Source organism: Streptomyces sp. ADI95-16 (genome assembly GCF_003721495.1).
Classification (GTDB): Bacteria; Actinomycetota; Actinomycetes; order Streptomycetales; family Streptomycetaceae; genus Streptomyces; species Streptomyces goshikiensis.
This window is the reverse complement of the sequence record NZ_CP033581.1, coordinates 2,860,549-2,873,806: the sequence shown is the minus strand read 5'-3', so window position 1 is coordinate 2,873,806 and position 13,258 is coordinate 2,860,549. Positions and strand designations below refer to the sequence as shown.

The window sequence follows — 13,258 nt, the reverse complement described above, 5'->3', positions numbered from 1 at the left end:
TGCCGGAGTCATAGGCGGGAACGGCAGGCTCGGAGCCGTACGCCTCCTCCTGTGGGCGCTCGCGGGTCTCCTCGCCCTCAGACAGGCGGCCGCCGTGCTGAGCGTGCCGCCCGGAGAGTGGCTCAGCGGGTTCCACCTGCCGGGCGCCCCCGGCAGCGTGCTCGGCTCCCTCTACGACGGCGGCAAGTTCACCGGCACCCCGTTCTCCGGGCTGGTCCTCAAGCCGCTGGTCGCCCTCGCCGCCCCGTCGCTGGAAGTGGCCTGGACCTCGGTCACGCTGTTGCTCGTCGCCGCCGTCGGGCTCGTCGCCGCGCGCGGCCTGCCCGACCCGGTGCCGCGCCGCACCGCGCTGCTCGCCGCGCCCGTGCTGGTCGCGCTGATGATGGTCTCGCTGCCCGTCCGCGAGGCCGCCTCGCCCGGTCAGACCGCCGTCCTGCCCGTGCTGTTGGTGCTCCTGGCCGTCTTCCGCGTTCCCGGCGAACGCGGCGCGGGCTTCCTGATGGGCCTCGCCGTCGCGCTCCAGCCCGCGCTGCTGCTCTTCGTACCGCTGCTGTGGCTGGCCGGACGCCGCCCCACCGCGCGCGCCGCCGCCGTGACCTTCGCCCTCGCCACCGCCCTGTCCTGGGCCGCCCTGCCCCGCGACTCGTGGACGTACTGGGTCAGCCACCTCGCCGGCACCGGCCTCGGCGCAGCCCCCGACAGCCTCGCCAACCAGTCCGTGCACGGCGCGCTGCTGCGGCTCGGCCTGACCGGACCGGGCGAGATCCTGCTCTACGTGGCCCTCGCGGCCGGCATCGTCTGGATCGGCCTGCGCCGCGCCGCCCACTACGCCCGCGACGGGCAGTTGCTGCTCGCAGTCGCCCTCACCGGCTGCGTCGCCGTCGCCGTGTCCCCGACCGGCTGGCGCCACCAGATGCTGTGGGTGCTGCTCGCGGTGGCCGGCAAGGTCGGCAAGCGGGCCGCCGACCGGCCCGTGTGGCCGGTGGCCGTGGTACTGGCCATGACCCTGCCCAGCAGCGTGCTGCTGCCGAACATGGCCGCGCTGGCGCCCGTACGCGACAACGTGCCGCTGCTGGCCGCGCTCGCGGCGGCCTGCGCGGTGCCGTTCCTGTCGCGCTCGTCGGCGTACTGGCGCGAGCCCGTGCCCACCGCCTACGGGCGGCCCGCCGCCGCCCGCCTGGCCCGGGTGCCGCTGCTGCCGGTCTGGCGGCGCGTGCTGGCGCGCCCCAACCTGCTGCTGGAGCTGCTGCTGATACGGGTCGGCTACTCGCTCTACTCGCACATCCGCGCCGCCGCCCCCACCAGCCGGGGCCTGGCGGAGGGGCACGGGAGCCAGATCCACGCGGTCGAGCGGGCGCTGGGCATCGACATCGAATACGCCGTCAACCACGCCGTGGTGGAGACGCCTTGGCTGGAGGCGTTCTTCAACTTCTACTACGCGTCCTTCCACTTCGTGGTGCCGCTGACGATCCTGGCCGTGCTGTACTGGCGCCGCCCCGCGGACTACCGCTGGGCCCGCGCCTCCCTCGGGCTGGCCACCGTCCTCGCGCTCGCGGGGTTCTGGCTCTACCCGCTCGCGCCGCCGCGCCTGATGCCGGACCTCGGTTTCGTCGACACCGTGCACGGGGTGCAGGACCTGGCCAATCCGCAGTACGGGGCCATGACCGCGATCTCCAACCAGTACGCGGCGATGCCGTCACTGCACTTCGGGTGGTCGCTGTGGTGCGGGATCGTGGTCGTGGTCCTCGCGCCGAAGGGCTGGCAGAAGGCCCTCGGGGCGATGCACCCGCTGATCACGGTGTGCGCGATCGTCGCCACCGCCAACCACTGGGTGCTCGACGCGGTCGGCGGCGCGGTCGTCGTCGGGGCCGGGTTCGGGCTCGTGTACGTCCTGTCCGGGCCGCGGGGTTGCGTGTCGCCGGGCTCGGCCGGGGTGCCGAGGCCGAGGGCGGCGGAGCGGGCCGGCGCGGGCGCGGGCGCCGGGGAGCGGGCGCCGGTTTGACGAAGGGGCGCCGGGGAGTGCGGGCGCCGGTTTGACGAAGGGCGCCGGGGAGTACGGGCGCCGGTTTGACGAAGGGGTGCCGGGGCGGATTCTCACCGCTCCGGCACCCCTTCGGTGGATCGCCGCGTCCTGTCAGGATCCGCCCGGCGGGGAGGTCGCGCCACTCGGGGGCGTTCCGCGTCCACGCCGTCGACCGCCCCCGGAGCCCCGCGCCGGACGTGCCGGACGTGCCGGACGTGCCGGACGCGCCGGATCCGCCCCGTGGGGTGTCGGGCGGCAGGGGCCGGGCGTGGGTGGGGTGGCCCCTGCCGGGTTCGTGGGTCAGGGATGGGTGACGCGGAGTTCCTTGATGCCGTTCAGCCAGGCCGCGCGGAGCCGGCGCGGGCCCGGGCCGGCCAGTCGCAGGTCCGGCAGGGAATCGGCCAGCGCGTTGAAGATCAGGTCGATCTCCATGACGGCCAGCGACTTGCCGAGGCAGAAGTGCGGCCCGCCGCCGCCGAAGCCCAGGTGGGGGTTCGGGTCGCGGGTGATGTCGAAGCGGTCTGGGTCGGTGAAGACCTCGGGGTCGTGGTTCGCGGAGGAGTAGAACAGCCCCACCCGGTCGCCCGCCTTGATCTTCTGGCCGCCCAGCTCGGTGTCCTGGGTGGCGGTCCGCTGGAAGGACACCACGGGGGTGGCCCAGCGCACGATCTCCTCCGCCGTAGTGGCCGGCCGGGTCGCCTTGTACCGCTCCCACTGCTCGGGGTGGGTGAGGAAGGCGTGCATGCCGTGACTGATGGCGTTGCGCGTGGTCTCGTTGCCCGCGACCGCCAGCAGCAGCACGAAGAAGCCGAACTCGTCGGAGCCGAGGTTGCCCTGGCCCTCCGCCGCGACCAGCTGCGTCACGATGTCCTTCGCCGGGCACTCCTTGCGGGCGGCGGAGAGGTTCATGGCGTAGCCGATGAGCTCCATCGCCGCGTTCGAGCCGACCTCCTCGGTGATCGCGTACTCGGGGTCGTCGTACGCGATCATCTTGTTCGACCAGTCGAAGATCCGGAGCCGGTCCTCCTGGGGTACGCCGATCAGTTCCGCGATGGCCTGGAGCGGCAGTTCGCAGGCGACCTCGGTGACGAAGTCGAAGCTGCCGTCGCGGGAGGCCGTGAGCGCCTTCGCCACGATCTTCCCGGCGCGGTCGCGCAGGGCCGCCTCCAGCCCGCGGATCGCCCGCGGGGTGAACCCCCGCTGCACGATCTGGCGTACGCGGGTGTGTTCCGGCGGATCCATGTTCAGCATGATCAGACGCTGGGCATCTATCTGCTCGCGCTGGATGTGCTCGTTGAAGCGGATGATCGCCGTGTTCGTCGTGGAGGAGAAGAGTTCCGGGTGCGTCGAGACGTACTTGACGTCCGCGTGCCGGGTGACGGCCCAGTAGCCCTCGTCGTCGAAGCCGGTGATGCCCCGCCGCTGCGGGCACCACCACACCGGCGCCGTCTGCCGCAGCTGCGCGAACTCCGGGAAGGGGACCCGGTCGTGGAGGAGGTCGGGGTCGGTGGCGTCGAAGCCTTCGGGCAGCGCGGGACAGGGCATCGGGCGACTCCAAGGTCTGACGGCCCATCAGAAGTTGGCTTGAAGGTAGTAACGAGTTCTAGAAGTGACAAGGGTCCTCGCGCCAACTGTTGCGTGGGGAATCCGTGGAAGCCGCGTGCAAGACCCTTGCGTGCCGGGGTTCCAGGTCATAAGACTGCGGGGAGAACTAGAACGCGTACTAGTTCAGGCGGGGCGCCGGGACGGCCCGCCGCGCCGGCACTGCGCAGGAGAGGACGAGCTCATGGCCGCGGAACCCGTCATCGTCGAAGCCGTACGCACCCCCATCGGGAAGCGCGGCGGCTCGCTTGCCAACCTCCATCCCGCCTACCTCCTCGGTGAGACCTACCGGGAACTGCTCGCCCGTACCGGAATCCAGCCGGACTGCGTCGAGCAGATCGTCGGCGGCACCGTCACCCACGCCGGCGAGCAGTCCATGAACCCCGCCCGCAACGCCTGGCTCGCCATGGGACTGCCCTACGAGACGGCCGCGACCACCGTGGACTGCCAGTGCGGCAGCTCGCAGCAGGCCAACCACATGGTCGCCAACATGATCTCCGGCGGGGTCATGGACATCGGGATCGCCTGCGGCGTCGAGGCGATGAGCCGCGTCCCGCTCGGCTCCGGATCCAAGCACGGCCCGGGCAAGCCCTTCCCGGACGAGTGGAACGTCGACCTCCCCAACCAGTTCGAGGCCGCCGAGCGGATCGCCCGCCACCGGGGCCTGACCCGCGAGGACGTCGACCGGCTCGGCGTGCTCTCCCAGGAGCGGGCCCGGGCCGCCTGGGCCGAGGAGTGCTTCAAGCGCGAGACCTTCGCCGTCCAGGTGCCGACCACCGAGGCGGAGCAGGCCGCCGGCCAGGGCATGTGGCGCCTGGTCGACCGGGACGAGGGGCTGCGCGACACCTCCATGGAGGGCCTGGCCCGGCTCAAGCCGGTCATGCCGACGGCCGTGCACACCGCCGGGAACTCCTCACAGATATCCGACGGGGCGGCCGCCGTGATGTGGGCCTCGCGCAAGATGGCCCGCGCGCTCAAGCTCAGGCCGCGCGCCCGGATCGTCGCGCAGACGCTGGTCGGCGCCGACCCGCACTACCACTTGGACGGCCCGATCGACGCGACGCGGGCCGTACTGGGCAAGGCCGGCATGTCCCTCAGGGACATCGACCTCGTCGAGATCAACGAGGCCTTCGCCTCCGTCGTCCTCAGCTGGGCCCAGGTCTTCGAGCAGGACCTGGAGAAGGTCAACGTCAACGGCGGCGGCATCGCGCTCGGCCACCCCGTCGGCGCCACCGGAGCCCGGCTGATCACCACCGCGCTGCACGAGCTGGAGCGGCGCGACAAGGAGTTCGCGCTGATCACCATGTGCGCGGGCGGCGCGCTGGCGACCGGCACGATCATCCAGCGGCTGTAGTCGAGCCGCCCGGCGCGCGCCCGCCCGGGGCGTGCGCCGCCCTTCGACCCTGTGGGATGGGACGACGAAGGCCCCGCTGGCCTGACCTGGGGAGGTCGGGCCGTCGGGGCCTTCGCGTGCGTACTGCTCTACCGCTTGGGGGCCGCGCTCTCTGGCGGAGCCGGCGGGTGGGCCGGGCGCTGCGGCGGTCACTGCCACGGCTGGCTTAGTACCAGTGGTTGGCCTGCCAGAAGTTCCAGGCGCCGACCGGGCTGCCGTAGCGGGAGTTCATGTAGTCCAGGCCCCACTTGATCTGGGTGGCCGGGTTGGTCTTCCAGTCGGAGCCGGCCGAGGCCATCTTCGACGCCGGGAGGGCCTGGACCAGGCCGTACGCGCCGGAGGAGGAGTTCGTGGCCATGTGGTTCCAGCCGCTCTCGTGCGAGACGATCTTGTCGAAGGCGGCGAACTGGGCCGGGTCCTTGATCATCTGGTGCGCGATCGCCTTGGCGCTCGTCGGGGCCGCCGCCTGGGCGGGAACCGTGGCGAGCATGGTGCCGGCGACGCCCAGGGCGACGATGCTGCCGGCGAGGGTCTTCTTCGAAGCGGCGAAGCGACGGATGACAGCGTGGGACACGGGGGAACCTTCCGAAGGGGACAAGGACCGTCGCCGCATGCCGAAGACATGCGTGAACCACTCACACGGGTGGAGAGGGGATCCGCGGGCTCCGGGTGAAACACCCGTGCCGCCCGGCGACATCAACCAGTTAGCCAGCCGGCCGCGGCCCTGGCAACGACCTCCGTTACTAGCCGGGATCGGAGCGGGGGGCCGGGAGGCCCTCGTCCGGGCCGCCCGCGGGGGTCGTTACGGGCGGAACAGGGGCTACTAGCCCTACTCGTATGTGACCTGGGTCCTATGGGACGCCTCACCCGCAGGGGGCCCGGATCTCACCTTCCGTGGCCGTTCATACCCGTTTCAGGGGTGTGTCCCGGGCCACTTCCGCCCCCGAATCGAAGGAGACCGGGGCATCGAAGGCCGCTTTCCGGGTGGCCCGCCGCAGCGCCTTCAGCAGCGTGGTGCCGAGCGCGAGCGTCAGTACGACGGTCAGCGCGGCCCGCCCCAGGTCCCAGCCCACCGAGGTCGCCAGGCAGTACGCGACGAAGCGCGCGAGGTTCGCCGGAACCGGGTCCCCCGGATGGAAGGAGACGCCCTGGCCCATGCCCTGAAGGATCACCCAGCCCTGGAGGTTCATGACCGTGCCGTACGCGAAGGAGCCCACGAACCCGTACACCGCGAGCATCGCCAGCTCGGCCCGGCCGCGGATCCGCTCGGGGCCGGGCAGCAGGCCCGCGCCCAGCGAGAACCAGCCCATGGCCAGCATCTGGAACGGCATCCACGGCCCGACCCCGCCGGTCAGCAGGGCGGAGGCGAACATCGTCACGGACCCGAGGACGAAACCGAAGCCGGGGCCGAGGACGCGCCCGCTCAGCACCATCAGGAAGAACATGGGCTCCAGCCCGGCCGTCCCGGCGCCCAGGGGCCGCAGGGCGGCCCCGACGGCGGCCAGCACGCCGAGCATCGCCACCGCCTTGGAGTCCATGCCGTCGTCCGCGAGGGTCGCGACGACCACGGCGACCAGGAGCGGCAGCAACGCCGCGAAGAGCCAGGGGGCGTCCTGGGAGTGCGCGAAGCCGGACTGGCGGTCGGCGAGCAGCGGCCAGCCGAAGGCGGCGATGCCGATGAGGGTGACGAGGACCAGGGCGGCGGCGCCGCGGGGGCCGATGCGGATGGGGCGGGGCGCGGGCTTCACGGTGTGTCCTCCAGGGCCTCGGCGACCTGGGCGACCGTGAGCCAGTGGCCCGGGGCCAGGATCTTCGCCACCTGCGGCGCGAACGCGGGGGAGGACACGACCACCTCGGCGGTCGGACCGTCCGCGACGATCTCGCCGCCGGCCAGGATGACGACGCGGTGCGCCAGCTCGGCGGCGAGCTCCACGTCGTGGGTGGCCAGCACGATGGCGTGGCCGTCGGCGGCGAGGCCGCGCAGGATCTCGATCAGACGGGCCTTGGCGGCGTAGTCCAGGCCGCGGGTGGGCTCGTCGAGGAGCAGCAGTCCGGGGCGGCCGGTCAGGACCAGGGCCAGCGCGAGGGCCAGGCGCTGGCCCTCGGACAGGTCGCGGGGGTGGGTGTCGTCGGGGACGTCGGGCAGCAGGGCGGTGACGAGCGCCCGGCAGGTGCCGGCGGGCCGGCCCGCGTCGGAGTCGGCGGCGGCGCACTCGGCGCCGACGGTGTCGGCGTAGAGGAGGTCGCGGGGGTCCTGGGGGACGAGACCGACGTGGCGGATCATCTCGGGCGGCGGCGTGCGGTGGGGGGTGCGGCCGGAGACGGTCACCTGGCCGGTGGTGGGCGCGATCGTGCCGACGAGGGTGTTGAGGAGGGTGGACTTGCCGGCGCCGTTGCGGCCCATGAGGGCGACGGTTTCGCCGGGGGTGACGGTGAGGGTGATGCCGTGCAGGACCTCTGCGCGGGCGCGGCGGACGGAGAGGTTCGTGACGTGGGCGGCCGGGGCCGTGGGCTCCGCCGGGTTCGCCGGGGCCGTGGGGTTCGCCGGGGCCGCCGGGGCCGTCGGCGCGGCCGGGGCCGTGGGGTCGGCCGGGGCTGCCGGAGCCGTCGGTGGCTGGGCGGTGTTGGTGCGGCCGAGCAGGCGTGCGAGCAGGCCGGGGCCCTGCGGGCGGCCTTCCCCACCCCGCCCCTTCCCGGAACTGGGGGCTCCGCCCCCAGACCCCCGCGCCTCAAACGCCGGCGGGGCTGAGGGGGTCGGCGGGGCTGAGGGGGGCTGCGGGGTGGGAGTGGTGGGTGGGGACAGGCGGGTCTGGAGGGTTGGGGAGTGGCGGCGGGCGTCGCGGATGGAGAGGGGGAGGGGGGACCAGCCGGCCAGGCGGCCCAGGGCCACCACCGGGGGGTGGACCGGGGAGATCTCCATCATCCGGGCCGGGGGGCCCAGGAGCGGCGGTGCGCCCGGGGCCGGGAGGAGGAGGACCTGGTCCGCGTACTGGACGACGCGTTCCAGACGGTGTTCCGCCATCAGGACGGTGGTGCCCAGGTCGTGGACCAGGCGCTGGAGGACCGCCAGGACCTCCTCGGCCGCCGCCGGGTCCAGCGCCGAGGTGGGTTCGTCCAGGACCAGCACCTTCGGGTGCGGGGTCAGGACCGAGCCGATCGCGACCCGCTGCTGCTGGCCGCCCGAGAGGGTGGCGATGGGGCGGTCGCGCAGTTCGTTCAGGCCCAGCAGGTCCAGGGTCTCCTCGACCCGGCGCCGCATCACGGCGGGGGCCAGGCCCAGGGACTCCATGCCGTACGCCAGCTCGTCCTCGACGACGTCCGTCACGAAGTGCGCCAGCGGGTCCTGGCCCACCGTGCCGACGATGTCGGCGAGTTCGCGCGGCCGGTGGGTACGGGTGTCGCGGCCCGCGACCGTGACCCGCCCCCTCAGGGTGCCCCCGGTGAAGTGCGGGACCAGGCCCGACACCGCGCCGAGCAGCGTGGACTTGCCCACGCCCGACGGCCCGACGAGGAGGGTCAGCTCCCCTTCCGGGAGGGTGAAGTCCGCGTCCCGGAGGGCGGGCGCGGGGGCGCCGTCGTACGTCACCGACACCTGTTCGAAGCGGATCACTGCGACGCCTCCTTGGGCGGTACGGGAGCCACGAAGGCGGGGAGCAGGCCGATGAGGATCGCGGCCGCCGGCCAGAGGGGGAGTCCGGGGACCACCAGGGGGACCACGCCCGGCAGCAGGGCTTCGGGGTCGACGGTGCCCGCGTAGATCATCAGGGCCGCGACGGCCGCCCCCGAGCCGGAGACCAGCCAGGCCCGCGCGCCCCACCGGTCGGGCCGGTAGCGGGTGCGGATGCTGCGGCGCCCGCCGAGGCGCAGGCCCGCGAGGGCCAGGGCGAGGCCGATGCCGAGCACGGGCAGCCCGTACGCGGCGCCCTCGGCGGCCAGCAGCCCGTACGTGCCGGCGCACATGCCGAGCAGGCCGCCGAGGGTGAGGACGTTGGTGGTGTGCCGGACGGCGGCCGGGACCCGCGCGGTCCGGCCGTAGCCGCGGGCGTCCATCGAGGCGGCGACGGCCACGGAACGTTCGAGCGCGCCCTCCAGCACGGGCAGGCCGATCTGGAGGATGGCCTTCACTCCGCCGGTGGGGCGCCCGCGCAGCCGGCGGGCGGTGCGCAGGCGCATCACGTCCGCGACCATGTTCGGCGCGAAGGTCATGGCGACGATGACGGCGACGCCCGCCTCGTAGAGGGCCGCCGGGAGCGACTTGAGGAGCCGGGCCGGGTTCGCGAGGGCGTTGGCGGCGCCGACGCAGATCAGCAGGGAGGCCAGTTTGGCGCCGTCGTAGAAGGCGAAGACCAGTTGCTCGGCGCTCACCCGGCCGCCGAGGCGGATGCCCTGCGCCCAGTCGGGGAGCGGGACCTCGGGGAGCGTGAGGAGGGTGTGCGCGCCGGGGACGGGCGAGCCGAGCAGCGCGGAGAAGACCAGGCGCAGGCCGATGACGACGAGGCCGAGCTTGATGAACGCGCCGTACGAACGGGCCCAGGGGGCGTCGGTGCGGCGCGCGGCGACGACGTATCCGGCGACGCCGACGATCAGGCCGAGGAGGAGCGGATTGGTGGTGCGGGAGGCGGCCGTCGCGAGCCCGAGGGCCCACAGCCACCAGGCACCCGCGTGCAGGGCGTTGCCACGCCGGGCCTCGGGAGCGGTGTGTTTTTCGTACGTCGGCCGGCGCGGGGCGTTCCCCGCCCACACGGAGCCCGGCCCGGCCGGGGTCGCGACCTCGTCCGCGGGCCCGCGGGTCGCCCGCCCGACCGCCGGCCGGGCGGGGTGGCCGTCCGTACGGGAGGACACCCGGGTACGGCGGCCGGCCGCGGCGGCCGCGTGCTCCGCCGGGCCGGCGCCGCCGGGCCGGTCCTCGGGCCCGGGGGTCATCGGGTGCGGCGGCGGGACTGCCAGAGCGCGGCCGCGGCCAGGGCGGCGACGGCCGCGATCCCGACGAGGAGACCGGCCGAGGGCCCGGATCCGGATCCGGCGGGCGAGGCCGAGTCCGGGCCGTCGGCGGATCCGGAAGCCGGCGCCGGCGACGAGGCCGTACCCGACCCCGACCCCTCCGCCAGCGGTTCGCCGCAGCCCTGCTTCGGGTAGCCCGACACCGCGCACAGCAGTGCCGCGCTGTTGTAGCGCAGCGGCTTCGCCACCGCAGCCAGCGCCTCGGCCGCCGTCGCCTCCGGGGCGATCTGCGCGCAGGCGCTGCGCGGGGCGTCCTGCGGCGGCTTCTCACCGGACGGGGCGTCCGCCGGGAGGCCGAAGTCGACGACGACGGCCACCCGCTTCTTGCCCTCGGCCGCCGGGGTGGCGCCGCAGACCGCCCCGAAGTCCGCCGCCGCGCGCGGCCGAGCCGCCTCGTCCCCGGCGTCCTTGCTCACCGCGAAGCGGAAGCCCCAGGCCGAGCCGTCGGCCGGTCGGGCCATCGACGGGCCGAGCGAGGCGTACGCCCACTGGCCGGCCGAGCCGTCCCAGAACGACCAGTAGCGGTAGCTCGACGCGAACGCCGGGCCGGCCGCGACCAGGGTGAGCAGGATCCCGAACGCCAGGACCAGAGGGGTCAGCCGGCGCATCAGAGCTGGTTCTTCTTCCGGCGGCCGCTCAGCACGATGCCGATGCCCACGCCGGCCGCGGCGCCCGCTCCGACGATCCACCAGACCTTGCCGTCGCCGGAGGCATTGTCCTTCTCGTCCCTCTCGTCCTTCTTCTCGTCCTGCGAGGTCCCGCCGGTCGCCTGCGGCTGCGGCGCCGGGCCCGTCGCGTTCAGGGCCGCGACCAGGTCGGTGCCGCCGAAGGCCTTCGGGTCGGTGCCCGTCGCGTGCGCGGTCAGGACCAGGGAGGCGAGCGCGGCCGGGTTGTCCTTGGACCACGCCGCGGAGTTGGCCTTCAGCCACTCCAGGGCGCTCGCCGCGGACTGCTTGTGGCCGGCCGCCGCCAGCGCGATCACCGCGTCGGCCGTGTTGCCGGTGTCGGGGGTCGGCTGGTCCGCGCCCGGGGTGAGGGCCGTCAGGTGGCCGTCCTTCTTGAGGGCCTCGGCCAGGTAGCCGGCCGCGCCCTGGGCGGCGGCGGCCGGGTCGGCGGAGCCCGCCGGGCAGGCCATTGCGGCGGCCGGGGTGTCCGCGGACGGGGCGGAGACGACCGCGCCCTTGCCGAGGGCGGCCAGCGCGGCGGCGGCCGTCGCGTCGGCGTTGGCCGGGAGCTTGCCGTCGGCCGGCTGGTACCCGAAGGCGCCCCGGTCGGCGGCCGGCTCGGCGGAGCAGCCCAGCTGGAACGCCAGCAGGCCCTCGTACGCCGACTTGCCCGCCTTCGACTTCACGTCGGCCGGCTTCTCGCCCGCCACCGCGAGGGCGCTGATCACCACGGAGGTGGAGCTGGCGTCGCTGGGGGTGCCGGGGGCGTAGGCCCAGCCGCCGTCCTCGTTCTGGACGGACTTCAGCCAGTCCACGCCCTTCTTCACGGCCGCGTCCTGGCCGCCGAGCGCCTTCAGCGCCTGTACGGCCGCCGCGGTGGCGTTGGTGTCGAGCATCGTCTTCGGGTCGCAGGCCGCCGTGGCGTCCGGGCGGAAGGCGGCGAAACCGCCCTCGGCGCACTGCTGGCCGACGAGCCAGGCGACGGCCTCCTTGGCGGGGCGCACGCCCACCGTGTGCTGGGCGAGCAGCGCGAAGGACTGCCGCCACACACCGTCGTACGTGGGGTCGTTCTTGCCGTAGAGCCCGGAGGGCAGGACCGGGGCCGGGGAGGGTGCGGCGAGGGCCGTGGGGGCGGCGCCGACACAGAGCACGGCGGAGGCGGCGAGCGCGGCTGCGCTGCGGCGGACGTTCATGGCGGGGCGGGTGCCTCTCGTGCTGGGGAGCGGGGAGGCAGGCACGCGCAGGCACCGGGCTCCGGCTCCGTGTACCTCGACGGTGCCGGCCGCCGGAGGGACCGGCGGCGCGAGCCGCGCACTTTTCGGTACGGGGCAATCCGGCTTCCCGGCCGCAGCGGGTGCGGGCCGGATCACGGTTGCGGGTCAGCGCCGGATTCGCACCGGCTTCCCCCCGTACGGGAGTGTGGACGACGGGTTCACTCTACCGGCCCACCGTTGCCGGGCCCGGGGCGCGCTCGGCCCCTGCCTCTCACACCGCGCGGTACGTCACCGGGTCGCTGCCCGGCACCGGTTCCGCCCGGCCCTGTTTCACCAGCCGCCGCAGGTGCGCCTCCGCTTCCGAGACGGCGATGTTCCTGGAGCCGTACGGGATCTGCTCCCAGGGCCGGTTCCACTCCATCCGCTCCGCCAGCGCCCACGGGGTCAGGGGTTCGGCGAGCAGCTCCCACAGCCCGGTCAGGCGGTCCTCGTGGTGGGCCAGAAGCTCCCGTACCCGGGCCGGGGCGTCGGTGAAGGCGTGCTGGTGGGCGGGGAGCACCTCGGCGGGTTCGAGGCGGCCGATGCGTTCGAGGGAGTCGAGGTAGTCGCCGAGGGGGTCGGTGACCTGCTCGGAGGAGGGGTCCTCGTACAGGCCGATGTGCGGGGAGATCCCGGGCAGCAGGTGGTCCCCGGAGAAGAGGCGGCCGTTGCCGGGCAGGTGCGCCGGGTGCTCCTCCTCCAGGTGCAGGCAGACGTGGCCGGGGGTGTGGCCCGGGGTCCAGATCGCCCGGAGCCGGCGTCCGGCCAGGGGGAGCAGTTCGCCGGGGAGGATCTCCCGGTCGGGGACGGCGGCCCGCAGCCCGGGCAGGGTGCGCAGCCGGCCGTTCGCCCGGGCGGCGCGCAGGGGTGCGAGGTGGGCCTCGGGGGCTCCGGCGGCGGCCAGCTTCCCGCTCATGTAGTCGAACCAGACGCCGGGCTCGGCGGAGCGGGTCCGTACGACGACCTCGGTGTCGGCGGCGTGCATGGCGATCCAGGCGCCGGAGGCCTCGCGGACCTGGCCGGACAGGCCGTGGTGGTCGGGGTGGTGGTGGGTGATGACCACGCCGTGGACGTCGGCGATCGCGAGGCCGAGGGCGCCGAGGCCGGCGACCAGGGTGTTCCAGGACGTCGGGTCGTCCCATCCGGTGTCGACGAGGACGGGGCCGCGCCCGGTGTCGAGGACGTGGACGAGGGTGTGACCGAGGGGGTTGTCGGGGATGGGGACCTTGATGCCCCACACGCCCGCGCCGTGGTCGGTGACGTGAGGTGGCACGTCCTGATCGAGCTGTGGCGTGTCCTGCGGCATGAGGGGCTCCCTGTC

The 13,258-nt window shown here is 74.3% G+C and carries 10 protein-coding genes and 1 riboswitch; of the genes, 2 read left to right on the top strand and 8 right to left on the bottom strand.

All coding sequences use genetic code 11. The annotated features are described in order from the left end of the window. Positions 1 to 10 precede the first annotated feature (10 nt). The gene (locus tag EES41_RS12490) at positions 11 to 2,002 is read left to right on the top strand and encodes a bifunctional glycosyltransferase 87/phosphatase PAP2 family protein (RefSeq protein ID WP_254211754.1); all 1,992 of its coding nucleotides are present in this window, start codon (positions 11 to 13) and stop codon (positions 2,000 to 2,002) included. Between the two features lie 321 nt (positions 2,003 to 2,323). Here the strand turns inward: EES41_RS12490 and EES41_RS12485 are convergent, their stop codons facing one another. After that, complete coding sequence (locus EES41_RS12485; protein ID WP_123078085.1) at positions 2,324 to 3,568, bottom strand: cytochrome P450; 1,245 nt, start codon at positions 3,566 to 3,568, stop codon at positions 2,324 to 2,326. A 241-nt stretch (positions 3,569 to 3,809) separates the two neighbouring features. On the opposite strand from EES41_RS12485, the gene EES41_RS12480 reads away from it, so the two are divergent. After that, positions 3,810 to 4,979 carry a steroid 3-ketoacyl-CoA thiolase gene (locus EES41_RS12480; protein ID WP_123078083.1) on the top strand — a complete coding sequence of 390 codons (1,170 nt, stop codon included), beginning with the start codon at positions 3,810 to 3,812 and terminating at the stop codon, positions 4,977 to 4,979. Between the two features lie 205 nt (positions 4,980 to 5,184). Here the strand turns inward: EES41_RS12480 and EES41_RS12475 are convergent, their stop codons facing one another. From EES41_RS12475 to EES41_RS12445, 7 genes are all read right to left on the bottom strand, one after another. Beyond that, positions 5,185 to 5,631, bottom strand: a complete 447-nt coding sequence (locus tag EES41_RS12475) for a transglycosylase SLT domain-containing protein (RefSeq protein WP_008735499.1) — start codon at positions 5,629 to 5,631, stop codon at positions 5,185 to 5,187. Positions 5,632 to 5,920: 289 nt separating this feature from the next. Beyond that, positions 5,921 to 6,766: an ECF transporter S component gene (locus EES41_RS12470; protein ID WP_123078081.1), complete on the bottom strand. Its 846-nt coding sequence runs from the start codon at positions 6,764 to 6,766 to the stop codon at positions 5,921 to 5,923. Beyond that, positions 6,763 to 8,628 (bottom strand): ABC transporter ATP-binding protein, encoded by a 1,866-nt coding sequence (locus EES41_RS12465; RefSeq protein ID WP_123078079.1) that lies wholly within the window; start codon positions 8,626 to 8,628, stop codon positions 6,763 to 6,765. Before EES41_RS12465 ends, EES41_RS12470 begins: the two co-directional genes overlap by 4 nt. Then, positions 8,625 to 9,941 (bottom strand): energy-coupling factor transporter transmembrane component T, encoded by a 1,317-nt coding sequence (locus EES41_RS12460; protein ID WP_254211417.1) that lies wholly within the window; start codon positions 9,939 to 9,941, stop codon positions 8,625 to 8,627. Before EES41_RS12460 ends, EES41_RS12465 begins: the two co-directional genes overlap by 4 nt. Next, positions 9,938 to 10,627, bottom strand: coding sequence for an SCO2322 family protein (locus tag EES41_RS12455; protein ID WP_123078077.1), 690 nt, complete (start codon positions 10,625 to 10,627; stop codon positions 9,938 to 9,940). The genes EES41_RS12460 and EES41_RS12455 overlap by 4 nt, the downstream gene beginning before the upstream one ends. Continuing rightward, positions 10,627 to 11,877: a prenyltransferase/squalene oxidase repeat-containing protein gene (locus EES41_RS12450; RefSeq protein WP_123078075.1), complete on the bottom strand. Its 1,251-nt coding sequence runs from the start codon at positions 11,875 to 11,877 to the stop codon at positions 10,627 to 10,629. The genes EES41_RS12455 and EES41_RS12450 overlap by 1 nt, the downstream gene beginning before the upstream one ends. Positions 11,878 to 12,010: 133 nt before the next feature. Then, a riboswitch (cobalamin riboswitch) is annotated at positions 12,011 to 12,091 on the bottom strand. A 78-nt stretch (positions 12,092 to 12,169) separates the two neighbouring features. Next, positions 12,170 to 13,243, bottom strand: a complete 1,074-nt coding sequence (locus tag EES41_RS12445; protein ID WP_123078073.1) for an MBL fold metallo-hydrolase — start codon at positions 13,241 to 13,243, stop codon at positions 12,170 to 12,172. Between the last annotated feature and the right edge of the window lie 15 nt (positions 13,244 to 13,258).